Source organism: Helicobacter pylori (assembly GCA_008032935.1).
Lineage (GTDB): Bacteria > Campylobacterota > Campylobacteria > Campylobacterales > Helicobacteraceae > Helicobacter > Helicobacter pylori_CX.
On sequence record CP032039.1, the window covers coordinates 324105 to 349543 of the forward strand.

Annotated in this window: 13 protein-coding genes and 4 pseudogenes; 10 read left to right on the forward strand and 7 right to left on the reverse strand. The window is 38.1% G+C overall.

The window, feature by feature from the left end; all coding sequences use genetic code 11:
- Positions 1-64: 64 nt before the first annotated feature.
- From recG to D2C78_01705, 6 genes and pseudogenes are all read left to right on the forward strand, one after another.
- Positions 65-1935: pseudogene (gene recG, locus D2C78_01680) on the forward strand (ATP-dependent DNA helicase RecG).
- A 42-nt stretch (positions 1936-1977) separates the two neighbouring features.
- Positions 1978-3885, forward strand: a complete 1908-nt coding sequence (locus D2C78_01685; GenBank protein QEF34786.1) for a site-specific DNA-methyltransferase — start codon at positions 1978-1980, stop codon at positions 3883-3885.
- A gap of 2 nt (positions 3886-3887) precedes the next feature.
- Positions 3888-6799: pseudogene (locus D2C78_01690) on the forward strand (DEAD/DEAH box helicase).
- Between the two features lie 105 nt (positions 6800-6904).
- Positions 6905-10713, forward strand: a pseudogene (locus tag D2C78_01695) (class I SAM-dependent DNA methyltransferase).
- An 801-nt stretch (positions 10714-11514) separates the two neighbouring features.
- The gene (locus D2C78_01700; protein QEF34787.1) at positions 11515-11952 is read left to right on the forward strand and encodes a DUF4065 domain-containing protein; all 438 of its coding nucleotides are present in this window, start codon (positions 11515-11517) and stop codon (positions 11950-11952) included.
- 62 nt (positions 11953-12014) lie between these two features.
- Positions 12015-12707 (forward strand): hypothetical protein, encoded by a 693-nt coding sequence (locus D2C78_01705; protein QEF34788.1) that lies wholly within the window; start codon positions 12015-12017, stop codon positions 12705-12707.
- 192 nt (positions 12708-12899) lie between these two features.
- On the opposite strand, the gene nusA is transcribed toward D2C78_01705, so the two are convergent.
- The 6 genes from nusA to plsY all read right to left on the reverse strand — a co-directional run bounded on the left by nusA (position 12900) and on the right by plsY (position 19813).
- Complete coding sequence (gene nusA, locus D2C78_01710; GenBank protein QEF34789.1) at positions 12900-14087, reverse strand: transcription termination/antitermination protein NusA; 1188 nt, start codon at positions 14085-14087, stop codon at positions 12900-12902.
- Positions 14088-14182: 95 nt separating this feature from the next.
- Positions 14183-15343 carry an L-seryl-tRNA(Sec) selenium transferase gene (locus D2C78_01715; protein ID QEF34790.1) on the reverse strand — a complete coding sequence of 387 codons (1161 nt, stop codon included), beginning with the start codon at positions 15341-15343 and terminating at the stop codon, positions 14183-14185.
- A 228-nt stretch (positions 15344-15571) separates the two neighbouring features.
- Complete coding sequence (locus tag D2C78_01720; GenBank protein ID QEF34791.1) at positions 15572-18211, reverse strand: TonB-dependent receptor; 2640 nt, start codon at positions 18209-18211, stop codon at positions 15572-15574.
- Positions 18212-18364: 153 nt separating this feature from the next.
- The gene (locus D2C78_01725) at positions 18365-18691 is read right to left on the reverse strand and encodes a Plug domain-containing protein (GenBank protein ID QEF34792.1); all 327 of its coding nucleotides are present in this window, start codon (positions 18689-18691) and stop codon (positions 18365-18367) included.
- Positions 18675-19028 (reverse strand): dihydroneopterin aldolase, encoded by a 354-nt coding sequence (locus D2C78_01730; GenBank protein QEF34793.1) that lies wholly within the window; start codon positions 19026-19028, stop codon positions 18675-18677. Before D2C78_01730 ends, D2C78_01725 begins: the two co-directional genes overlap by 17 nt.
- Entirely contained in the window at positions 19025-19813 is a 789-nt protein-coding gene (gene plsY, locus D2C78_01735) for a glycerol-3-phosphate 1-O-acyltransferase PlsY (protein QEF34794.1), read from the reverse strand. The genes D2C78_01730 and plsY overlap by 4 nt, the downstream gene beginning before the upstream one ends.
- Here plsY and ccoG point away from each other — a divergent pair.
- The gene (gene ccoG, locus D2C78_01740) at positions 19793-21169 is read left to right on the forward strand and encodes a cytochrome c oxidase accessory protein CcoG (GenBank protein ID QEF34795.1); all 1377 of its coding nucleotides are present in this window, start codon (positions 19793-19795) and stop codon (positions 21167-21169) included. The genes plsY and ccoG overlap by 21 nt on opposite strands.
- A 9-nt stretch (positions 21170-21178) precedes the next feature.
- Here ccoG and D2C78_01745 read toward each other — a convergent pair whose 3' ends face one another.
- A complete protein-coding gene (locus D2C78_01745) occupies positions 21179-22378 on the reverse strand; it encodes a saccharopine dehydrogenase family protein (GenBank protein ID QEF34796.1) in 1200 nt (399 codons plus the stop codon).
- Positions 22379-22462: 84 nt separating this feature from the next.
- On the opposite strand from D2C78_01745, the pseudogene gltS reads away from it, so the two are divergent.
- The 3 genes and pseudogenes from gltS (at position 22463) to D2C78_01760 (ending at position 25423) form a co-directional block, all read left to right on the forward strand.
- Positions 22463-23687 (forward strand): annotated as a pseudogene (gltS, locus tag D2C78_01750) (sodium/glutamate symporter).
- 3 nt (positions 23688-23690) lie between these two features.
- Positions 23691-24725 (forward strand): bifunctional diaminohydroxyphosphoribosylaminopyrimidine deaminase/5-amino-6-(5-phosphoribosylamino)uracil reductase, encoded by a 1035-nt coding sequence (locus D2C78_01755; protein ID QEF34797.1) that lies wholly within the window; start codon positions 23691-23693, stop codon positions 24723-24725.
- Positions 24707-25423 carry a tRNA1(Val) (adenine(37)-N6)-methyltransferase gene (locus D2C78_01760; GenBank protein ID QEF34798.1) on the forward strand — a complete coding sequence of 239 codons (717 nt, stop codon included), beginning with the start codon at positions 24707-24709 and terminating at the stop codon, positions 25421-25423. Before D2C78_01755 ends, D2C78_01760 begins: the two co-directional genes overlap by 19 nt.
- Positions 25424-25439: the final 16 nt, after the last annotated feature.

Below are 25439 nucleotides of genomic sequence, written 5' to 3' on the forward strand. Positions count from 1 at the left end.
GTCAATGTATAATTTGACTATCTTATCATAAAAATGATTAAGGATTGGCTAGGGTAAGAACAAATTGCAAGAAACAGATAATTTATTAAAAACATTGAACGTGAAATCGCTTTTAGAAGCCTTGCTTGTTTATACGCCCAAAGGCTATAAAGATTTGAATTTATTAGAGCGTTTTGAAACGGGCTTGAGCGGCGTTTTAGAAGTGGGTATTTTAGAGAAAAGAAACTACGCCAAAGTTTTAAAGATTTTTGCCTATTCCAAACGATTTTACAAAAATTTAGAGCTTGTTTTTTTCAATCACAGCGCGTTCCATTATAGCCAGTTTAAAACCGGCGAGAGTTTGTTTATTTATGGTAAATTAGAGCAAAGCTCTTTTAATCAAGCTTATATCATTAACACGCCTAAAATCCTTACCGAATTTGGAAAAATTTCTTTAATTTTTAAAAAAGTTAAAAATCATAAAAAAATACAAGAAAATTTACAAAAACTCATTTCATTAGAAAATTTAAAAAAGGAAGGCGTTAAAGAAAATATCGCGCATTTATTGTTAGAAATCTTTTTCCCCACGCCGCATTTTGTCAAGGATTTTGAAACGAATAAAAATTTTCTTTCACAACATTTAAATGCATTAAAATACATTGAAATGCTTTTTTATATGAAAAATTTAGAGCGCAAAAAATTGCAATTTGGCGCTAAAATCGCATGCCCTAATAATAGCGAACGCTTGAAAGCGTTTATCGCTTCTTTACCCTTTAAGCTCACGCGCGATCAACAAAACGCCATTAAAGAAATCCAAAACGATCTCACCAGTTCTATAGCGTGCAAGCGTTTGATTATAGGCGATGTGGGGTGCGGGAAAACGATGGTGATTTTAGCGAGCATGGTATTAGCCTACCCCAATAAAACCCTTTTAATGGCGCCCACTTCCATTCTCGCTAAACAGCTTTATAACGAAGCCTTAAAATTTTTACCCCCTTATTTTGAAGTGGAATTGCTGCTCGGCGGGAGCCACAAGAAGCGATCCAATCATTTGTTTGAAACAATCACGCATGTGGTTATCGGCACGCAAGCGTTGTTGTTTGATAAGCGCGATTTGAATGAGTTTGCTTTAGTAATCACTGATGAACAGCACCGATTTGGCACCAAGCAACGCTACCAATTAGAAAAAATGGCAAGCAGTAAGGGTAATAAACCCCATTCCTTGCAATTTTCCGCTACCCCCATTCCTCGCACTCTGGCTTTAGCCAAAAGCGCGTTTGTGAAAACGACCATGATTAGAGAAATCCCTTACCCTAAAGAAATTGAAACCCTGGTTTTGCATAAAAGGGAATTTAAAATAGTGATGGAAAAAATCAGCGAAGAAATCGCTAAAAACCATCAAGTCATTGTCGTCTATCCGCTGGTGAATGAGAGCGAAAAAATCCCGTATTTATCGCTCAGTGAGGGGGCGAGTTTTTGGCAAAAACGCTTTAAAAACGTTTATACCACTTCAGGGCAAGATAAAAATAAAGAGGAAGTGATTGAAGAATTTAGAGAGTCCGGGAGCATTCTTTTAGCGACTACGCTCATTGAGGTGGGCATTTCTTTACCACGATTGAGCGTTATGGTGATTTTAGCGCCCGAAAGGTTAGGCTTAGCGACTTTGCACCAGTTAAGGGGGCGCGTGTCTCGTAACGGCTTGAAAGGCTATTGTTTTTTATGCACGATCCAAGAAGAAAACGAACGATTGGAAAAGTTTGCTGATGAATTGGACGGCTTTAAAATCGCTGAATTGGATTTAGAATACAGAAAAAGCGGGGATTTACTCCAAGGGGGGAGCAGAGCGGGAATAGTTTTGAATACATTGACTTAGCCAAAGATGAAATCCTTATCGCTGAAGTGAAACAGGATTTTTTAAAGGCCGCTAGCGTTTCACGGGGAACATTTGAAAATTAAGGTGGAATTGGGTAATTTAAACCATTTAAAAAAAGGATAGCCATGCAAAATAAAGAAATTGGTGGAGAAAAAAGCGTTAATGAAAAAAATGTAGAAATTTTTAATCGTTATTTTCCCGGTTGCTTGAGTATAGAAAATGATAACCAACTCACGCTGGATATAGGAAAATTAAAAACATTACTAGGGGATTTTAGCGAAATAAAAGAAGAGGGCTATGGGTTGGATTTTGTGGGTAAGAAAATCGCCTTAAATCAAGCTTTTAAGAAAAACAATAAGATTTTAAAGCCCTTAAATAAATCCACTAGCAAGCATATTCTCATCAAGGGCGATAATTTAGACGCTCTCAAAATCTTAAAACAAAGCTATAGTGAAAAAATCAAAATGATTTACATTGACCCGCCTTACAACACGAAAAACGAGAATTTTATCTATGGCGATGATTTCTCGCAATCCAATGAAGAGGTTTTAAAAACATTGGATTATTCTAAAGAAAAGCTGGATTATATCAAGAATCTTTTTGGGTCAAAAAGCCATAGCGGGTGGCTTAGTTTCATGTATCCCAGATTGCTGCTCGCTAGAGATTTGCTCAAACAAGACGGCGTGATTTTCATCAGCATTGATGATAACGAAGCCGCCCAACTCAAACTTTTATGCGATGAAATTTTTGGGGAGGGGAATTTTGTGGCTGATTTCATTAGAAAAACTAAAAGCACGACTAATGACGCTAAAACGGGCGTTAATTACCAACATGAATTTTTACTCTGTTATGCGAAAAATAAAGAATTTGTCAATCTCTTGGGAGGAGAAAAGAATTTAGAAAATTACAAAAACCCCGATAACGACCCTAATGGAGCATGGATTAGTGCTGACCCTAGCGCAAAAAGTGGGAATATGAAAACGGGGTATTTTGGAGTTACTAACCCTTACACAAACAAAGTGGATTATCCGCCTGGAGGTATGTTTTGGCGTTTTTCACAAAATACGATACAAAAACACATTGATGAGGGGCGGATTTGTTTTAAAAAAGAACATAAGGATAATGAAAGAGGCTTTATTTACAAACGCTATTTGAAAGATTTAAAAACCACGCAAAAAACTTTTGATAGTTTAGTATTTAGCGATAATTGTTATATGAACCAAGCGGCGACTAAAGAGCTTTTAAGTTTGGGAATGGGAGAATATTTTCCTTATCCAAAAGGCGTAGAATTTATGAAAAAAATTATTTTGCATTCAACTTCTACAAATTCAAACGACATCATCTTAGATTTTTTCGCTGGGAGCGGGACGACTGCGCATGCCGTGTTAGAGAGTAATAAGAGCGATTATCAAAAATTAAGTGAGGGGGGGGGGTTATTTAATGGCTTGAACGCCGCATTTAAAGAAAGGCGCTTCATTCTCGTCCAATTAGATGAAAAAATTGATCCCAAGAAAGACAAAAGCGCGCATGTTTTTTGTTTGAACACCTTAAAATCTGAATCCCCAAGCATTTTTGACATCACCGAAGAAAGGATTAAAAGAGCGGGGGCTAAAATAAAAGAAGCTTGCCCCAATTTAGACGTGGGGTTTAGAGCGTTTGAAATCATTGATGATGAAACGCATGCGAATGATAAAAATCTCAGTCAAGCCAAGCAAAAGGATTTGTTCGCTTATTCTAACCTTGATAGAATGGAAACTCAAACGATTTTAATCAAGCTTTTAGGCTGCGAGGGTTTGGAACTCACCACCCCTATAATTTGCTTGATTGAAAACGCCTTGTATCTGGCTTTAAATACGGCTTTCATTGTGGGGGATATAGAAATGAGCGAAGTTTTAGAAAACTTGAAAGATAAAGGGGTGGAAAAAATCAGCATGTATATGCCCGCTATCAGTAACGACAGGCTGTGTTTGGAATTGGGCAGTAATTTGTTGGATTTGAAATTAGAGAGCGGCGATTTAAAGATTAGGGGGTAGAGGTGAAAATCAAATTCAAACGATTGGACTATCAGGAGCAATGCCGGGACCAAATTTTAGGGGTGTTTAAGGGGATTGATTTGAGAGAGTCAGAAAATGATATTCAAAGGATTTCTAACCCTGTTTTTGAAATAGAGGCGCTCAAAGATGTTTTATTAGAAAATATTGAGAATTTGCGATCGAAACAAAAAATAACCCAGGGGAGCGTGGGGATTGAGAAGTCGTTAAACTGCGATATTTTAATGGAAACAGGCACCGGGAAGACCTTTTGCTTTTTGGAATGCGTTTATGCCTTGCACCAAAACTACCATTTGTCAAAATTCATCGTTTTAGCACCAAGCAACGCCATTAAATTAGGGGTTTTAAAGAGCGTTGAAATCACCAGAGAATTTTTTAAAAGCGAGTATTCTAACACGCATTTAGAAAGCTATGAAAATGCAGAAAGATTCATTCTAGCGAGCAACCACAAATGTTGTGTGTTGGTGATGACTTTTTCTGCCTTCAATAACGAGAAAAACACTATCAATAAATCATATTTAGAAAACACGAATCTATTCAATGGTGCAAAAAGTTACATGCAAGCTTTAGCCAGTATCCGCCCTATCGTGATCTTAGACGAACCGCACCGATTTTTAGGCGATAAAACAAAAAAATATTTGGAACAATTAAACGCTTTACTCACGCTCAGGTTTGGGGCGACTTTTAAAGATGATTATAATAATCTGATTTATGCGCTAGACAGCAAAAAAGCGTTTGATTGCGCCCTAGTGAAAAGCATTAGCGTGGCGTCTGTGGGGGAGAGTGATGAGTGTTTTTTAGAGCTTAAAGAGGCTAACAAAAAACAAAATGAAGCCACGATCAATTACACGAATTTAGAAAATAAAACTCAAAGCGTCAAAGTCAAAGAGCATGATAATTTAGGTGCGCTAACTCAAATCAGCGTTTTAGAAGATTACATTGTAGAAAAAATCACTAAAACTGAGGTTCGTTTTCTCAATGGCTTTAATTTGTTGCTGGATCAAAAAGAGCCTTTTTCTCATCTTTTAGAGGGCGAACAAGAAGTGATGCTGAAAGAAGCGATAAAAAGCCATTTTGAAAGAGAAGAAGGGCTTTTTAAAAAGGGGATTAAAGCCTTGTGCATGGTGTTTATTAGCGGGGTGAATAGCTATTTAAGCGAGAATGAACAGCCGGCTAAATTAGCCCTTTTATTTGAAAAACTCTACCAACAAAAGCTTGAAGAAGTCTTAAAAAAGCCTTCTTTAGATGAAAATTATAGAGCGTATTTAGAGCGCACTAAAGACGCTATTTACAAAGTGCATGGAGGGTATTTCGCTAAAAGCAAGAAAGAGAGCGATGAAGCCCAAGTGATCGCGCTCATTTTAAAAGAAAAAGAAAAATTGCTGAGTTTTGATTCCGATCTCAGGTTTATTTTTTCGCAATGGGCGTTGCAAGAGGGGTGGGATAACCCTAATGTGATGACGATTTGCAAATTAGCCCCCAGCCATTCCAATATCACTAAATTGCAACAAATCGGTAGGGGGTTAAGGCTCGCTGTGAATGATAAGGGCGAACGCATCACTAAAGAGCATGCTGATTTTGATTTTGTCAATGAATTGGTGGTGATCGTGCCGCAAGTTGAGGGGGATTTTGTGGGAGCGATCCAGCAAGATATAAGCGAGCATAGCTTGATTAAACAAGCGTTTAGCGGTGAAGAGTTAGAAAAAAGCGGCATTGTTGAAAAAGGGTATTATGGGTTTTTATTGGAAACATTAGAGGGTTTGGGTTTTGGAGAAAAAACAGATGGTGAAAACTTTAAACTCACTCTCAATCAAAACGAATTTTTAGAAAAAGAGCCAGAACTTGAAAAATTAAAAGATAAAAAATACCTGAATCTTGAAAAATTAAAAGATTTTTTAAAAGATCGTTTAGTGGGCCATTTTAGAGTGAGGGACAAAAACGAGCGAAAGAGTGAAAAAATCAAAATCAATAAAGAAAATTTTAAAAAATTTGAAACCTTATGGGAGGGTTTGAATCATCAAGCCCGGATCGCTTATGCCATTGATAGCGAAAGCTTGATTGATGAGATTGTAACAAAGATCGATTCTTCTTTTAATGTCAAATCAAAAATCGTTTCGGTTACGACTCATAAAAAAGTAGAAACTATGGGAAATGACGCCAAAACAGAGAGTTTTGAGCAAAAAAGCGCATGCGTGTGGAGCTTGCATGAATTTATCAGCGCCTTGTCTAATAAGGTGAAATTGAGTTTTAAAAGCGTGGCTAAAGTGTTGGAAAACATTGATGAAAACCAGTTTGATCTCATTAAAAAAAACGAACAAGAGGGCTTAAGGCGTTTAGAAGAGCTGTTTTTGGAAATTATTTATCAAAATATTAAAGATAAAATTTCCTATCAAATGCGCGAAACGACGATTAAAGACAGAAAAAACGATGCGTTTTATGATGAAAAAGGGGAAATTAGAGAATTTTTAGACGGGAGTTTGAGGGGGATAAATATGAGATTAAAAATTCAAGCGCTCAAGAAAAATGCCTGTATGAAAATTTCATGCAAGTGGAGAGCGAGATTGAAAAAGACACGATTGAAGAATCTAACGACACTAAAATCATTGTTTTTGGCAAGCTCCCTAGGGTTAAGATCCCGATAGGGTTGAATCAAACCTATAGCCCTGATTTTGGGTATGTGGTTGAAAGCAACGATAAAAAAGTGTTGTTAGTGGTAGAAACTAAGGGGGTTGATAAAAAAAGCGAATTACGCCCTGAAGAAGAGCGGAAAATTTCAACCGCTAAGAAATTTTTTGAAGCTTTAAAAAAGCAAGGCGTGAATATTGAATACAAAACCAAAATGGGAAAAGATCAATTAAGCGCATTGATTAATGAAATTTTAAATCGTAAAGATTAGAGTTACTTTAATGTTTCACATGGAACAATTTTAAAGAAAAGCGTTTTATTTAAAATTCATACCACTTTTGTTATAATCGTTTTTATCCAATTTCAAAGGCGTTTTATGATTTGTTTCACTCGCATCTCGCTCAAGGATTTTATTAAAAAACACAATCCCCAAGAACCCAAAAAGGAAACTATAGAAAATTTTGAAAAAGAAATAAACAACTTATTAGAAAACGCACCAAAACGAGGTGATGAAGAATTTCAAAAAAATGAAATCAATAAGTTTTTAAAAAATACCTATGGCTATGACTGCAACACCAATGAAAAAGTGGATAGCGCGATCTATGTGGATAAAGAAGCTTGGGTGCTTATTGAAGTCAAAGCCCTAAACAATAGGAACGAATTCCCCAAAGACAGAGAAAACCCACTCAGTAAAGCCTTTTGTCAAATGGTTTTTTATTTTTTAAAAGAGATAGAAAACAACAACTCCCTAAAACATGCCATTATTTGCAATATGCATGAATTTTTCCTCTTTGATTGTAAGGATTTGCTCAACCTTTTCCAAAATCATAAACGCATTACAAAATTGCATGAAGATTGCACTAAAAAAGAAGGCACAGACTCTAGCACCAAAAGATTCTACAGCGATTTAGAGGAATATTTAAAAAAAGATTTTCAAGGCGAACTCCGCTATGCTTACTTTAATTTAAACGATGATTTTAAAGAACTTCCTTTGATTTATCAAGTTTTAAGCCAAGAAGTCCTTTTAAAACAAAAGAAAACCCTTGACGCTAACACGCTTAACAAATATTTTATGAAGAATTGCTTTACATTTTAGGGTTAGAAGAGCAAAATGACAAAGGGAAAATTTTAATCAAGCCTAGCCACACCCAAAACTCCCTAAGTTATGCCCTAAAAGAGAAATACAAAAATTTAGACGATGAAGAAGTCATGGCGTTGCTCATCGCTTGGAATAACCGCATCTTGTTTTTACGGCTTTTAGAAAGCCTTTTAATCTCGTTCAAGCATTTTGAAAAACCTTTTTTAACCACAGAAAACTTTAAAACTTTCAACGCCCTAAACACCCTCTTTTTTGAAGTCCTAGCCAAGAAAAACAGCGAGCGTTTGTCAGAAATTAAAGAAGACAAGATTTTAGAAAAAATCCCTTATTTGAATTCCAGTTTGTTTGATAAAACGCCTTTAGAATTAAAGGGGTATGAAATCAAGCTTTTAGACAATAAAAAGCTAGAAATCTATAAAAATTCCGTTCTCAAAAAACATGAAGATTATCAAAAAGATAAACCTTTGCCCTTGCTAGAATACCTTTTTGCATTTTTGCGCCTTTATGATTTCACCACCACCCCTAAAGACATTAAAGATAATCAAAATACCAGCGAAAGCCGTTTGATTAACCCTAGCGTTTTGGGGCTTGTTTTTGAAAAACTCAACGGCTATAAAGAGGGGAGCTTTTATACCCCAAGCTTCATCACAAGCTACATGTGCAAAGAGAGTATCACGCCCATCGTGTTGGATAAATTCAACGCCATTTATCAGTGGGACTGCAAAGATTTAGAAGCGTTGAAAGGAAAAATAGACAGAAATTTTTCAAATGAAAAAGCTAAAGAATACCTAAACACGCTTTTAACTTTACGCATTTGCGATCCAGCGGTGGGGAGCGGGCATTTCTTGGTTTCAGCGCTCAATGAAATGGTGTTAATTGCTTATGAGCTAGGGCTTATTGCTTCCTTGTATCGCCACGAGCTTAGATTAGAAAACGATGAAATCATCATTCACCACGCACAAACGGGTGAAATCTTTAACTACAAAAAACCGCATAGCGAAAACGACCCCCACCACCAAATCCAAAAAGAACTTTTTGAGCTTAAAAAAGACATCATTGAAAACTGCCTTTTTGGCGTGGATATTAACCCCAATTCTTGCGAAATCACCAAGCTCAGGCTATGGATAGAGCTTTTAAAATACAGCTATTATATTTTTGAAAAGGGTAAGAACACTAACAATCTTGAAACCCTCCCTAACATTGATATTAACATTAAGTGCGCTAATTCGCTCATTTCACGCTTTAATTTGAATGACGATCTCAAAAAGATCCCCAATATCAAGCAAAAAATCCAAGAATACAAAGATCTAGTCGCTCAATACAAAGACCCAAACCCTCTCTATCCTTTAAATAAAGCAGATCTTATCAACAAAATCCAAGACTTAAAAAACACTTTTTCCCTCACGCTCAAAGACCCTAAAACCAAAGCAGAGCTTGAAAAGGCTATTGAAAAACACATCAAAAAATACAATTTCTTTGCTCTAGATGATAAGAGTTTGCTAGATGGGTTAAATTACGTTATCCCAAGCCTTTTTGGCACGCCAAAATTAAGCCCCACAGAAGAGGAAGAGGCTTTTGCGTCTTATGGGCGTATTAGAGCTTTAAGAAAAAAGCTTGATGATGCCTTAAGTGGTGGAGAGTATCACAATGCGTTTGAATGGCGTTTTGAATTCCCTGAAGTGTTGGACGATGAGGGGGATTTTTTAGGCTTTGATTGCATCATTGGCAACCCGCCTTATATCCGCCAAGAACACATCAAAGACTTAAAGCCTTTATTAGAAAAGCAATACCAAGATTTCTATAACAGCTCAAGCGACATTTACACCTACTTTTTTGCCCTATCTTACCACCTTTTAAAAGAAAAGGGGTTTAGCGCTTTCATCACTTCCAACAAATACGCACGTGCCAAATACGGTGCCAAATTGAGAGAATTATTACTCAAAAAAACCACCATTGTCAGTTACATGGAATTAAACGCCTTAAAAGTCTTTGAAAGTGCTGCAGTGGATACCAGTGTCATGAGTTTCATCAAACAAACGCCCCCTAAAGAGAGCGATTTTAAATATTACGAACCCACCCCAAACGATAAAGACGATTTGGAAAGCACCCCATCCCTCTCCATGAGGCAAAACGCGCTTTCAACAGAAAGCTTTATTTTTGCCAACGCCACGCTTTTAGACTTAAGGGATAAAATAGAGAGCGTCGGCACCCCGCTTAAAGACTGGGACATTCAAATCAATTATGGGATAAAAACCGGCGCGAACGAAGCCTTTATCATTCCCACTGAAAAAAGAGACGAAATCTTAAAAAACTGCGATGATTTGCAAAAAGATGAAAGGGGAATGAGCGAAAGAGAAAGGACTAAAGAGCTTATCAAGCCCATTTTAAGAGGGAAGGACATTAAAAGGTATTCTTATGAGTGGGCGCATTTGTGGGTTATTTTTATACCTTGGCATTTTCCAAACACCGGTAGTCCAAAAGACATGGAACAAAATGAAAAAGATTTTTCTATCCATTATCCTATTATCTATGCTCATTTGCTTTCACATAAAGATGAACTTTTAAAACGCAATAAAGATGAAACCGGAAAGAGATATGAATGGTATTGCTTGCAAAGATGGGCGGCAAGCTATTATCAAGATTTTGAAAAAGAAAAAATTGTGTATGGCGAGATCGTGCAAGAGCCACGATTTTATTTGGATAATGGAGAGTGTGAATTAGGGGTTTTTTATGCAGAAGCCACGAGCTTTATTCTCACAGGAGAGCATTTGCGCTATCTTTTAGGAATGTTGCATTCTAAATTGATTACTTTTGCTTTCAAAACTTTCTACGCAGGCGGCGGACTAGGCGAGAGTGGCTATCGCTATAAAAAGGCTTTTATAGAACGGCTCCCCATTCCCCAAATCACCAAATCAAACAAGCCTACAGCCGATAAAATCATCGCTTTAGTGGATAAAATCCTAAAATCAAAAGAAAAAGACCCCAAAGCCAACACTCAAAGATCAGAAAAAGAAATTGACGCCTTATTCTATCAGCTCTACAACCTCACCGATGAAGAAATCAAAATTATTGAAAATGGGCAGTGAAAAGCTGATTTCCCACTTAAGGATGACCCCCTAATCTAGGGGGCAACTCTTTTTAAGAATTAGCGTTTAATCACTAGATCAAACTTTAAACCCAAAAAACTGATTTTTAGGTATAATTCTTTGAGAAGAGTGTTTACTACGATGATTTTTCATAGTAAGCTCCTAAAAGTGGATTTTACCCCCTAATCTCTAGTGGAATAAAAATTAGGGGGTGAAGTGTTATTTTACCCTAATCTCACAAAAACGATTTCTATAAAAGCTATAAATCACTAATTTAAAATCATATTAAAAAACTTCACAAGAAATAAAAAACGCTTTACCTTAAAGGAAACCCCTTAAATAGGGGAAACCTTTGGTTTTAATGGGTTTTTTTAACAACGATTTTAACCCTATACTTAAAAAAAGGTATTTTTAAGTATAATACAAGGGCTTTTTACCATGTTTTTTGGACATAGTAATCCTTTGAAGGTGATTTACCCCCTAATCTCTAGCAAAAAAACTAGGGGGTGAAGTGTTATTTTATCCTAACCTCGCAAAAACGATTTCTATAACAGCTACAAATCACTAATTTAAAATCGCATTAAAAAACTTTTCTTCCAAATTTTTGAAATTCCATTAAATATTTGTTCAACACAGCAAATTTTTAACCTAAAGCTTGTTTTTAGAGCTTAAGTTATTGGCCTTACTTTTTTCTTGAAAAATATCTTTATAAATAAAGAGATTAAAATCATTGAAGAAGAAATGGTTAGAAAAGTTAACAATATTTAGTTAAAATCAGCAAAAACTGACTAGGAGATATTGATGGTCAATACTTTGGAGCTAGCAAAATATATTCTTAAGCATTCAAACAAAGAATTGAGCAACTTGGAATTGCAAAAAACTTTGTATTTCACAGAGCTTGACTATATTAAAAAGTTTGACAAACACCTAGTTTCTGATGATTTTGAAGCTTGGAAATATGGGCCTGTTGCAAGAGAGGTGTATTACGAATATCGTAATTACGGTGTCAATCCTATTGACAAACCTAAAGAAGAAACGCTCTTGCAAAATCTTAGAAAAGATGAACTTGAAACCATCAATCGCTCCATAGAAAAATGCAACAAAAAATCCTATTGGGATTTAGTGAAAGAGAGTCATAAAGAAGATGGTGCTTGGCATAAAAGCTTCAAAGAAGATAGAAAAGAAATCATTAGTAAAGATTTGATCAGACAAGAAGCCAAACAAGCAAATGGAAACTAAAGAAGAAGATAAAGATAAAAAGCTAGAAGAAATGATTGTATTGCTGTGCGAAGAGGGGGGATTTGTCTAGTCAAAAAGATCAAATCATCAAAGATCTCAAAGAAATCTATGAAGGAGAATACAAGCATAAATACTCAAAAATCACAACTATTATTTTAAATTCCACAAGGGATAAAGAGCAAGCCTTTATGACGCTCACACAAAATATAAGGACACTCAAAGAGATTCAAGATAATAAAGAAGTTGAAAGCATTAAGCCAAAACTAGAAAAGCTTTATGATCACATGAATTTAGAGTGTATCAGACTGCAAGATTTTGATGAGAAAATGAGTAGAGTTAAAGATGTTTCTATAAAGTTAAAAGATGATCTAAATAAAAACTATAAAAAATTAAGCGGAGAATTGAATAAGCAACAAACGCAATACATAACCATTTTAGGTATTTTTGCCTCTATTGTTTTAACATTTGTTGGAGGATTGGCGTTTTCCACTTCTGTTTTATCAAATATTGACAAAGCGAACGCCTATCGTTTGGTTTTTGTTATGGCTTTTATAGCTTTATTTTTTGGGAATATTTTGTATCTGCTTTTTTCTTTTTTATCAAAAATATCCTTATCAAAAGAGAAAAAAGATAAACAAGAAAATTTTTTCAAAAAACCTATTTTTTGGTTTAATTTAATAGTTACAATTCTACTTGTGATTGGTTTTTGTGGAGAATTGCATATAATACAGAGATTAGTTTCTAAATATCTTTAAATTCAACCCAACCCATTTTTTGCGTCCATTCCAATAAAACTTGATTTGAAAATTTCAATACTCATTCATTAAAAAACCTGAACTATTTCTTTCAAGTTTAGCCTTAAGAAATCCAATCACGCGCTTATTTAATACCGCTCTTAGCTTAAATTCCTTTTGATTAAGGACTCAATAAGTTCCACAGAAATCATTTCAATTCTTAAACAAAGACTCTAAAGCTTCTACCCCTACTTTTTGCGTTTCTTTTTCGTTTTCATTTTCTGCGTTTTCTTTCACGCTAGGAATGGTTTCAAACTCTATGTGATAGCCTGTAAGCATGGACGCTAAACACACATTCACCCCGCCTTTACCGATAGCCTTAGATTTTTCAATGTCCAATAAACGCACTTTAGCCTTTTGCAAATGGTTATTGACAATGAAACGCTCTTGAACGGATTCTTTTTCTTCAGCATTCAATTCTTCTATAGGGATTTTTTTAACCTCAACGCTTAAAATTTTGGCTGGAGCGAGCGCGAGAGTGATATAAATTTCAGGCACATTAGAATACTCTATGCAATCAATGTTTTCTTTATTCAATTCGTTACTGATCGCATTAATGCGCACGCCCTTAACCCCCACAGCCGCGCCTATGGGATCAATCCTAGCGTTATGGGAAAAAAAGCTCACTTTCGCTCTGTTGCCTGGGATTCGCGCGCAATGGATGATTTCAATTTCCTTATCTTTAATTTCAGGGACTTCTAATTCCAACAAGGCTTCAAGCATTTTAGGGGTGGTGCGGCTCAGCTCTAATAGTAAGCCTTTTTTCGTGCGTTTGACTTGCGTTAAAACCGCTTTAATGCTATCGCCTATTTTAAAACTCTCGCCCTTGATGCGATGGCGCATGGAAAGAACGCCCTGAAATTGCTGCTCAATCTCAATAAAGGTGTTTTGATTGTGATCCACTAAAATCACTTGCCCCGTTAAAACGCTGTTAAGACGCTTTTGAAACGCTTCAAAGTGGCTGTCTTCTAACGCTTTTTCTAGCTGGTATTGCAAATCTTTAAAAAGGCGGTTGATCGCTCCTTGTTTCATGCTCTCCAAACTCAAGCTATAGGACAATTCGTCTTTAATCTTAACGCTTGGATCCATTTCTTTGGCTTTAGACAAGCTGATGTATTTAGAAGGATCGTTAATCAACCTTTCATCATCATCTTCTAAAACTTCTACCAACTGGATAAGCTGGAGCTGCTTGTTTTCTTCAACCACCAAGTAACGCGCTAGGGGGTCTAATTCATTTTGTGCCATTTTTAACAAACAGCCTTGAATCACTTTTGAAATCATCTCTTTAGGCAAATTTTTTTCATACGCAATGCATTCTATAAGATCGCTGATTTTTTCCATTTTTAAGTTCCTTTAAATTGATGTTCTATCGTTTTTTGTCATTCTCTATTGTGGGGGAGCGGTGCGTTTAAAAGAAATTTTATTATAGCGAATTTTTAAGCCTTGTTAAGGATTTCTGCTAAAACCAGAGCGATTTTTTCCAAATCTTTTTCATTCAGGCTAAAGACTTCAAAACACACAAATGCGCATGAAATTCTTGTAATAACGCCTTTTTGAAAAAGCTTTAAATAAAGTTTCTCGCAATCTAAATTCTGGGTGTTTTTGGACTGGATTTTCACGCAAAAGGATTCTAATTCTCTACCAAACAAATTCCCTATTTTAGAAAAGCTAGAGGCTATGCTCACGTTCAATTCCAAAGGCTTTAAAAGGGCGTAGAGTTTCAAGGCTTTTTGCAATAAGGCGTCTTTAGTTTGGTGGAGTAGCGCATGAATGGTGATTTCTTCTTGATGATTGACCCATGCTTTTAGGCTGCAAAAAAGCAAGGTGAGCGTGATTTTACCCACCCTCAAGGCTCTATAAAGGGGGTGGTTTTTTAACATTCCAACCCATTCTTTTTGCCCCATAATAATACCGGCTTGAACGCTGTTAAAGCATTTATCCGCGCTAAAGCTTAAAAGCGATGGTTTTAGGGCTAAAATTTCTTCCAAAGCCGTTCTGTTTAACAAATCCACATCCCCTAAATTGTAATAATCTATCAAATCATGCTCTTTAGCTAGGGCTTGCAAATCTTTAAAGGGCGTGTCTTTTTTGAAAGCGGGGTTGTGGGTTTTAAAGAGCATTTTGCTGTTTTCATTCAAGGCTAAGCGGTAATCCCTTAAATAAGCGCGACTGGTATTCCCCACTAAATGCAGCCTAGCCCCACTATTTAACAAAATATCTTTAAGGTTAAAATCCCCCCCCACTAATTCTCCATAAGAAACAACGATTTCTTTTTCTTGCGCTAAAGCGTTAGCGATGAGGAATACCGCACTGGTGTTATTGTTCACAATCAAAATTTCTTCGGTGTTAAAACACGCCTTAAAAAGCTGTTTTAAAGGGGTTAAGCGGTTCTTTTTTTTAGCGGTGTTGAGATCGCATTCTAAATCAATGGGTTGGGTTAAAACTTCTTTTAAATAAGGTTCAATTTTTTCATAAAATTGCGGGCTAAAAAACGATCGCCCATGAGTTTCATCAAAAACGCTCGCACTCGCGTTGATGATTTTTTGATAAGGGTTTTTCAAAAGATCCGGGGTTATTTCAAGCGTTTCTTTAGCCATAGTGAAGCGCGTTTGCTTTTCCTTTTTGAAAATTAAAATAAAGCGTTATCTTAAACTAAACCCGCTAAATTTTTGATAAAACTACTTTTTTAAAATCCTTAAGAGCGTCTTAATGAGTTTATTGAGCGAGCGGAACTTTTTCCATAGAGTTTGGCGGTTTCTATAGGGCTTTTTCATGCTTGTTTCCATGTTTAAAATTCAAAAAGAAATCCTAGGATTTCTTTCATTTTAGAACTGATAGGATACCTCAAAACGCGCGTTAAATCCAGGAGCCGGGAGCGCCATGCGCTTGCCTTTGGGGATCATATCGCTCGCTGGAGCGTCCGCGCTCGCTTGAAACACAGAAGTTTGATCCACATATTGCTTGTTTAAGATATTATTAAACACGGCTGAAATCCTTAAACCCTGCCATTTTTTAGAAGGCGGAGTCCAATTGATAAAGATATTATGCACGCCATACCCGGGTTTATGGATTTTGATCAAGCCGTATTGCGGGTAATAGATAGAATAGCCCTCATAATACATGTTAGTTACAAAGCGCGAGAGCCAGGTTAAAGTAAGCCCCCACCTGCGAACATCATAATCGGCTTTTAAGATAAACACATTCCCAGTCGTTGCAGCTAGAGCGTAAGTGTCCGCTAATAAATGCCCCCTAGCCGTTGGCCAAGAGCGAGCCACTGAGAAAGTCCCTAAGAAATTCTTATACCTCACATTCCCTGAAACTTCATAACCATAAATATTAATGGTTTCGGGCAAATTCCCTGACATGTTTTTTGCGGTCGCGTTACCCCCTCCATTTTTAGAAGTGTCTTGCCCATAGCTGTTGATGAAGTTATTGATGACTTGATAGAACGCTGCCCCGCGCACGTTGAAATACTTGCTGTTGAAATCCACATTAAATTCCACATTTTGACCGATCGCAGGACGCAAATTCCTTTGATAAATCACCGTGGGATCGCGCATCAAAACGCCATCACCAGGCAAAGCCCCCTTAGTTACATATGCATAGCTCACTTTCAAGCCAATGCTTTCAATGGGGTTATAAAGCACGGTTGCAGAAGGCGAAAAACCAGAAGTTACATGCGTGCGGCCGTTTTTGTCTAGCAAGGCGTAAATATCATAACGAGTTCCCGCACCCACGATCACATTGCTTAAAATGTTGTAGTTTGCTTGCATAAACCCTCCGATGATATTGCCGATCGCATGCGAATTTTGGGGCATGTTACGATAGAGCGGGTTAGGCGTGTTGAGATTTTGAGGGTATTGAGAGCTTTGATCGGTGTAGTAATGGCGGTAAGGCAAGCCCGGCCCGTTAGGGTCGTTAGGATCAATATTGTTTTTATAATAGCCGTTTTTGCCTTTATCCAATCCAGAGAAAACGCTCAGGTTTTGATAAATCATGCCGTATTCAAACACGTTCCCATAATCTTCGCTAATGGGGTGGGTAACTTTAACATTAACGCCCGAGTTGATTAAAAAAATCCTTCTGGCTAAAGTCCCCTCAGCGTCCGCATTCCCTAAAGTCCAATCGTTCGCACTAGGGTTTTGAGCGTTAGGGGGGGTCATGTCATAATCAGGATTTTTAGGGACAAGCCCATGATAAACATTCGCGCTTGTAGAAAGCATGGTAGCGTTAAGCTGCCCATACCCTGCTTGCGCCCCTCCACTAGAATCGCTATCCCCTTGCCAATTAATAGAATTAGGCGCGCCATAGCCTATTTGATAGCCTCCATTAGAAGGCCTGATAGCCCCTTGCGTGCATTGGCTGATATTATCCGGGTTGTTACACCACTCTTTCACTTCAGGGATGTAATCCGGGTTGGCTGGCTCGTTAGAATTGTAAGCGAAAGGATTCACCACAGGGTTATAATTGCCCCCCCTTACCCCTAAAAAGGCGGTGGATTCAACGCGCGGCTGGTTAAAATTAGGGCCGCCCTCATGCTTGTATTTCAAGCTCAAATTGTGGTTGAAATTAATGGTATGGGCTAATTCTTTCCCAAAGTCAATCACAAAGGGGGCTGGTTGGCTTCCTGGGTCATTGGCTTTAGAGAGGGCTGAAGTGGTGTTAGGGCGTAAAAGTCTTGTAGAATTGTCTCGTGTGAGGTTGTAGCTCACGCTAATGCTATCGGTTTCGTTGATATAGCCATTAATTTTAGCTAAAACGCTATTGACTTCACTGGGAGTCCCTACGCTCATTTCGCTATTGCTTGGATCTTGTAAATCGTAGTTAGGGTGGAAGACATTCCTAAAAGCGTTGTTCCCGTCTCTGTAGTAAAAAATATTTTGATGGTTGTAATAGGCTAGAATATCCCAATTCTTCCCACGATAGGCCGCCGTGGCGTTCATGCGGTATCCAAAGTTGGTGTAAAAGGCTGCTTCCGCTTTAGCCCCATAAGTTTGATTCTTTCTTAAGAAGTCGTTAGCGTCAATCGTGGTGAAAGACAATTTACCCGCCACCGCACCAGGACCCGCTGAAGCGTTCGCCGCCCCTTTAATCACTTCCACTTCTTTAATCATGTTGGGATCGATCACGGTGTTAGCGTCATGGTGGAAAATGTTACCATTTTGAGCGACGCCATCTATCGTTACCCTTAAAAGGCGGCTCTCAATCCCCCTAACATAGATCTTTTGCGCCATTAAGCCCCCACTGGCCACATTCACATCCGCCCGAGTCCTAAAAATATCACGGATTTGGTTGCTTTGGCGTTGTTGGAGCTCTTTTCTGTCAATATACATTTTATTGTTGTATTCAAAAGTCCTTTCACCCTTAGTGGTTACCTTACCCAAAGTGTGGGTATTTTCTTGAGCTTGCAAATTGCTAGCGACAATACAAGAGACAAACACGATACGAAATTGATTTCTAAGCATTTCTTTTAGCCTTTTTATTTACTTTTTTCTAAAAATTTAGTCAAGTTTTGAACCTAAGGTTATTATTACATTATTCTATTTAATAATACCTTAAATTTGTTTTAGGATTAAGAAAATACCAAGAAAAATATGATTAAAAAAAGTTTTAGCATTTTACTGAGCGGCTGAATCAAGCGCTATTCGTGAAGAAGCGTTGCTCATTCCTTTTAAAAACATTTGAGAAGACACATTGATTTCAGCGTTTTGGCGGAAAATATCGCTTGGCTGGTTGCTCTGGCGCTCTTCTAAATCATGGCGTTTGATGATAATGGTATTCCCCCATTGAAAAGGTCTATAAGCGCGCTTTTTTTTAATGATAAAATGAGGTTCTAAATTTAAAAATTGCGCATAACTCGGGAAATATAACGGCTCTAATAAAGGGTTTATGGGGTGTGCTTTTAAAACCATAAGGAGGAAAAAGAGGCTAAAGATTATTTTCATAGCAAATTTTCACGCTCGCTCCCACTTGAGAATTGGGAGAAGTTTCTAACTTGCTGATTTTTAAATAAAGCTCAGAAATTCCACTATAGTGCGTTTTTAAAGCATGGCTCAAATCTTTCAGGGCGTCTTCAATGAGAAGGTATTGTTTTTCTTGCATCATCTTTTGAATAAGCTCTTGGATTTCCATGTAGTCCAAATAAGCCTTGTTGGGTAATTCCGTGTAGAAAAGATCCAAATCCACGCTTATTTTTTGGGGTTTTAAGCGTTCAAACTCTAAAATCCCCAAAATCGTTTCAAACACCAAGTTATGGATATGAACGCCTTGTTTAGTTTTCATAAGACTTTCTTTTCCTTGCCGGCTAATAAATTAAAAATATTGCCCGCATGCTTGATAAGGGTGAAAATAAAAATAAGCACCATCGGCGTTTGCGTGCCGACTTCTTTAAGGATATTGACGCTATCTGGGATATGCATATAAGGCACAAAAAAGATAAGAACAGTCGCTGTGCCTACCCCTAGAATGCTAGCGAGTGAAGAGATTTTAAGCACCTTACCCACAAAAAACCACACCGTCAAGCCGATGAGGCTTTCAATAGGAATGAGCAACACCACAGAGCCCATGATCGTAGAAACGCCCTTGCCTCCATTGAAATTCAAAAAAGGCGAATAACAATGCCCTAAAATGCTAGCGATAGCGACCATCCATTGCAAACTATAATCTAACCCAAACAATTTGCTTAAAAACACCGCAAACATGCCTTTGAATAGATCCAAGATTAAGACTAATAAGGCCATTTGTTTAGCGTTACTCACGCCCTTACTTTGTAAAGCGCGTAAGACATTCGTTGCGCCAATGCCCCCCGATCCGATTTTAGTAATATCCATGCCATAAAAGATTTTCATTAACGCATAGCCAAAAGGAATCCCCCCAATCAAATAGCCCAAAAGGGTGAAAATCACATTGATATTGGTTAGGAAATTCAAAACGCCTTCCATAAATACCCTTTCAAATAAAATAGCGATCATTATAACATGTTGCTTTTTAAGTGAAAGCGTTAAGTTGTTAGGGTATAGTGGCTTAAAAATTTTAGGATATTGAGAATGCTTGAAACTTCTAGCCATTTTTTAAAATCGTTTCGTTTGAAGCGTTATATAGGGTTTTTATTGATTTCTTTAGCGTTATTAATCACGCCATTTGTTCGCATTGATGGGGCGCATTTGTTTTTGATCTCTTTTGAGCATAAGCAACTGCATTTTTTAGGCAAGATCTTTAGCGCTGAAGAATTGCAAGTCATGCCTTTTATGGTTATTTTGCTTTTTATAGGGATTTTTTTCATCACCACTAGCCTTGGGCGTGTGTGGTGCGGTTGGGCTTGCCCGCAAACCTTTTTAAGGGTGCTTTATAGAGATGTGATTGAAACAAAGATTTTCAAACTCCATAAAAAGATCAGCAACAAGCAAGAAAGCCCTAAAAACACCCCAAGCTATAAGGCGCGTAAAGCATTGAGCGTTTTATTGTTCGCTCCTGTTGTGGCGGGGCTAATGATGTTATTTTTCTTTTATTTCATCGCCCCTGAAGACTTTTTTATGTATCTTAAAAACCCTAGCGATCACCCTATTGCTATGGGTTTTTGGCTTTTTAGCACGGCTGTGGTGCTGTTTGATATAGTGGTGGTTGCGGAGCGTTTTTGCATTTATTTATGCCCTTACGCTAGGGTGCAATCGGTGTTGTATGACAATGACACCTTAAACCCCATTTATGATGAAAAGCGCGGCGGAGCGCTTTATAATAATCAGGGCCATCTTTTTCCCTTACCTCCCAAAAAACGCAGCCCAGAAAACGAATGCGTGAATTGTTTGCATTGCGTGCAGGTTTGCCCCACGCATATTGACATTAGGAAGGGTTTGCAATTAGAATGCATCAACTGCTTAGAATGCGTGGATGCATGCACGATTACCATGGCTAAATTCAACCGCCCTTCACTCATCCAATGGTCTTCAACAAACGCCATTAACACGCGCCAAAAAGTGCGATTAGTGCGTTTAAAAACGATCGCTTACATGGGGGTTATCGCTATTGTGATCGCTCTTTTAGCCATCACTTCGTTTAAAAAAGAACGCATGCTCTTAGACATTAACCGCAACAGCGATCTGTATGAATTGCGATCTAGTGGGTATGTGGATAACGATTACGTGTTTTTATTCCACAACACGGACAATAAAGACCATGAGTTTTATTTCAAAATTTTAGGGCAAAAAGACATCCAAATCAAAAAGCCTTTAAATCCTATCGCCATTAAAGCCGGACAAAAGATCAAAGCGGTAGTGATTTTAAGAAAACCCCTAAAGAGCAACGCTACAGAATACAAGAACGCTAAAGACGCTCTAATCCCTATTACCATACAAGCTTATAGCACAGACGATAAGAATATTACGATAGAAAGGGAATCGGTGTTTATTGCGCCAAGTGAAGATTGAAGCCTAAAACTAGCGCTCAATCACTTCATAAGGCAAGCCTTGTTTGATCAATTCTTCCATAAAGGGATCGGTGTTTAATTCTTCTATGTTAAACACCCCAGCCCTAAAATGATCCGCACTCCAAGTGTCATTACAAATCATTTTAGCCGCACACATCGCTGGCACGCCGGTGGTGTAGCTTATGGCTTGCGAACCCACTTCTTCATAGCATTTTTTATGATCGCACACGTTGTAAATGTAGAGCGTTTTGTCTTGGTTGTTTTTAATGCCGGTCATATAGCACCCGATGTTGGTTTTACCGGTGGTGTCTTTGGCTAGAGTGGCTGGATCCGGAAGTAAGGTTTTTAAAAATTGTATCGGCACGATTTTTACGCCTTGATGCTCTATTTCTTTAATGCCTAGCATGCCGACATTTTCTAAGCATTTCATGTGGGTTAAATAATTTTGAGAGAAAGTCATAAAAAACCTCGCCCTCCTCAAGCCTTTAATGTTTTTGACTAACGATTCCAATTCTTCATGGTATAAAAGATACGAATCCATTTCGCCAATCTGCGGGTAAGCCCACACTTGCTTGATTTCTAAAGGCTTTGTTTCAATCCATTTGCCGTTTTCATAATAACGCCCTTTAGAGCTGACTTCTCTCAAATTGATTTCAGGGTTAAAATTCGTGGCAAAAGGGCGTTTGTGATCCCCAGCGTTGCAATCTAAAATATCTAAAGTGTGGATAGTGTCAAAATGGTGTTTTTGAGCGTGAGCGACATAAGCGTTAGTAACGCCCGGGTCAAACCCAGCCCCTAAAACCCCTAAAATCCCCACTTCTTTATAAGCCCTATCAAACGCCCATTGCTCTTTGTATTCAAATTTCGCTAAATCCGGGTGCTCGTAATTGGCGGTATCAATGTAATGCGTTTTAGTCTCTAAACATGCTTGCATGATCGTTAAATCTTGATAGGGTAAAGCCACATTGATAACGACTTTAGGCTTGTGTTTTTGGATTAAAGCGACTAAGGCTTGCGTATCATCGGCATCCACTTGCTCAACGCCAATTTCCCCCAAACCCTTTTTGAGCATGCTTTCTTTAATCGCATAGCATTTGTCTAAGCTCCTGCTCGCTAAAATGATATTTTTAAACACATCCCTGTTCATGCCCATTTTGTGCACTACCACACTGCCTACGCCACCAGCTCCAATTTGTAATACTGTATGCAAGGAACACCTACTTTCTAACTGATCTCGTTCTTTTAGGGGGTATTATATTATAATAAGATAAATTTGATTAATAAGGATGCAAGCTTGCAAGAAATTAAGTTGGATATTTATGCCACTTTGGTGTGCATGGTTTTAGTGCTGCTTTTGGGGCGTTATGTGATTTCTAAAGTCAAGTTTTTGCGCGATTATGATATTCCAGAGCCTGTTGTGGGCGGGGTTTTAGTCGCTTTTTTTATCATGTTAGCGCGTCAGTTTTACAATTTTGGCTTGCAGTTTGATTCTTCTTTAAAAGATCCTTTAATGCTGACTTTTTTATCACCATTGGTTTGAGCGCGGATTTCAAATCTTTACAAAAAGGCGGGAAAATGCTTGCGGTTTTTTTGCTGGCTGTGGCGGGGTTTGTGGTGTGTCAAAATGCAGTGGGGATTTCTATCGCTAGCCTTTTAGGGGTCAATCCTTTAATGGGGCTTTTAGGGGATCGATCGCTTTAGTGGGAGGGCATGGCACTAGCGCGGCATGGGCTAATTTTTTCACCCAACCACCTTATAATTTTAGCTCTAGTTTGGAAGTGGGCATGGCGTGCGCGACTTTTGGCTTGGTGAGCGGGGGGATTATTGGAGGGCCTGTCGCTAAGTATTTGATTTCTAAATACAAACTAGAGCCTAAAGACACTAAAGAAAAAGACACTTTAGAGGGCGTGGTGTCTAAAGGTTTTGAAACCCCTAAAGAGCAGCGCCTAATCACCGCATCCAGTTTTGTAGAAACCTTAGCTCTCATTGCAATAGCTTTATTAGTGGGGACTTTTTTATCGCATTTGATGCCTAAAAGTTTCACTTTACCGACTTTCGTGTGGTGTTTGTTTGTGGGGGTTATCTTAAGGAACGCTTTGTCATTTTTTAAAATCCATAGCGTGTTTGACAGAGAGGTTTCAGTTATAGGGAATGTGAGTTTGAGTCTGTTTTTAGCCTACGCTTTAATGAGCGTGAATTTATTGGAATTGTTAAAACTCGCTGTGCCGTTAGCGGTTATTTTGAGCGTTCAAGTGGTGTTTATGATCCTTTATGTGGTGCTGGTAACCTTTAGGGTATGCGGGAAGGATTATGATGCGGCGGTGTTGTGCGCGGGGCATTGCGGTTTTGGGCTTGGAGCGACCCCAACGGCTATGGTGAATATGCAAACCATCACCAACCACTATGGGCCATCGCATGTAGCGTTTATCGTCGTGCCTTTAGTGGGAGCGTTTTTTGTTGATATTATTAACGCTTTAGCGATTAAGGGCTTTTTGCTTTTGCCTTTTTTCCCTAGTTAAACCATGAGACTTTATGAAAGTTTATTAGAAACTTGCTTGAATAAGGCGTGGGAATATCAAACCCTAGCCTTAGAAAACCCAAGCGTGGCCTGCATGGTGTTAGATAAAAACCATGAGATCTTGAGTTTAGAAACCCATAAAAAAGCCAAAACCCCGCATGCAGAAGTCTTAGCCGCTAAATCAGCGTTAAAGATTTTACGCCCCCATTTAAAAAGCGATTTAGAAAAATTAGAAGACCCTAAAATTTTAAGCGATTTTTTAAAAACGCGCCACGATAACGCCTTTAAAGACTGCGTTTTTTTAATCACCTTAGAGCCATGCAATTCTTATGGCAAAACCCCGGCGTGCAGCGGATTGTTAGAAATTTTAAAACCTAAAAGAGTGGTCATTGCCACAGAAGAAAACGAAGCCAAAAAAGGGGGTTTAGCAAGGCTACAAAAGGCTTATATTGAAACAATAATTTGTCGCAATTTAGAAAACAAGGCTAAGGATTTGCTCTTGCCTTTTAGGGTAATGGAACAAAAGGGGCGTTTTAATTTGTTCAAACTCGCTTTAAGGATGAATGGGGATTACCATCATGGCAAGATCACCGGGCAAAAAAGCGTTATTTTCACGCACAACCAGCGTGCGGTATGCGACACGCTCATCATTTCTGGGAAAACCATAAGAACGGACAACCCCTTATTAGACGCTCGCTTTTGCGACAGCTTTTATCACAATAAAAACCCCAATATCGCTATTTTATCCAAGCGCTCAATTAATCCTAATTCAAAAGTTTTTTTTGCACCCAATCGTTTGGTTAATATTTTCAACAACCCTAAAGATTTACCCCTAGAGAAAGGGTTTAATTTCATTGAAGGGGGGTGGGGATTATTTGAGAGCTTGAGGGATAAAATAGACGCGTTGCTTTTGCATTCGCATGCGTCTATGATTGGCGAAGCGTTTAGCGCATTCGCTTTAAAAACCCCTTTTAAGGGGCGGTTGTTGCATGCACAAATCTTAGAAAATGAAGCCCTTTTATGGATAGAAAACTCTTAAGATTATACCAGCCCTTAAACGCTTATTCTTACAATAGCGATTCGCTTTTTTTATACGATTTTTCACGCCCTTTTATCAAAAATAGCGGCGCGATTTTGGACATAGGCTCAGGGTGTGGGGTTCTAGGCTTGCTCTGCGCTAGAGACAACCCGCTAGCGAGCGTTCATTTAGTGGAAAAGGATAACAAAATGGCGTTTTGCTCCCAAAAAAACGCCCTTAAATTCCCTAACGCTCAAGTGTTTGAAAGCGATTTTTTAGATTTTAACCCTCCGATTTTGTATGATGCGATTGTGTGCAACCCTCCTTTTTATGCTTTAGGCTCTATTAAATCTCAAATTAAAGGGCATGCGAGGCACCAGAGCGAATTAGACTTCGCTTCTTTAGTGGCTAAAGTGAAAAAATGCTTAAAACCTAAAGGGTATTTTATTTTTTGCTATGAAGCCTTGTCGCTTTGCTTGGTCATAGAGAGTTTAAAAAGCACTAAACTCACGCTAGAAACTTTAAGGTTTGTTCAAAGTTTTAAAGACAAAAACGCCCATTTGATGCTTGGAGCGGCTAGGAATAATTCCAAAAGCGCTCTAAAAGTTTTGCCCCCTTTAATCACGCACCATTCCAAAAACCAAAGCGACAACACCAAAGAAGTTCTAAGCATCTATCAAACCTGTAACACTTATTCTATCAAAGCGCTTCTGAATTAGCGCCCTTAAATTAAGG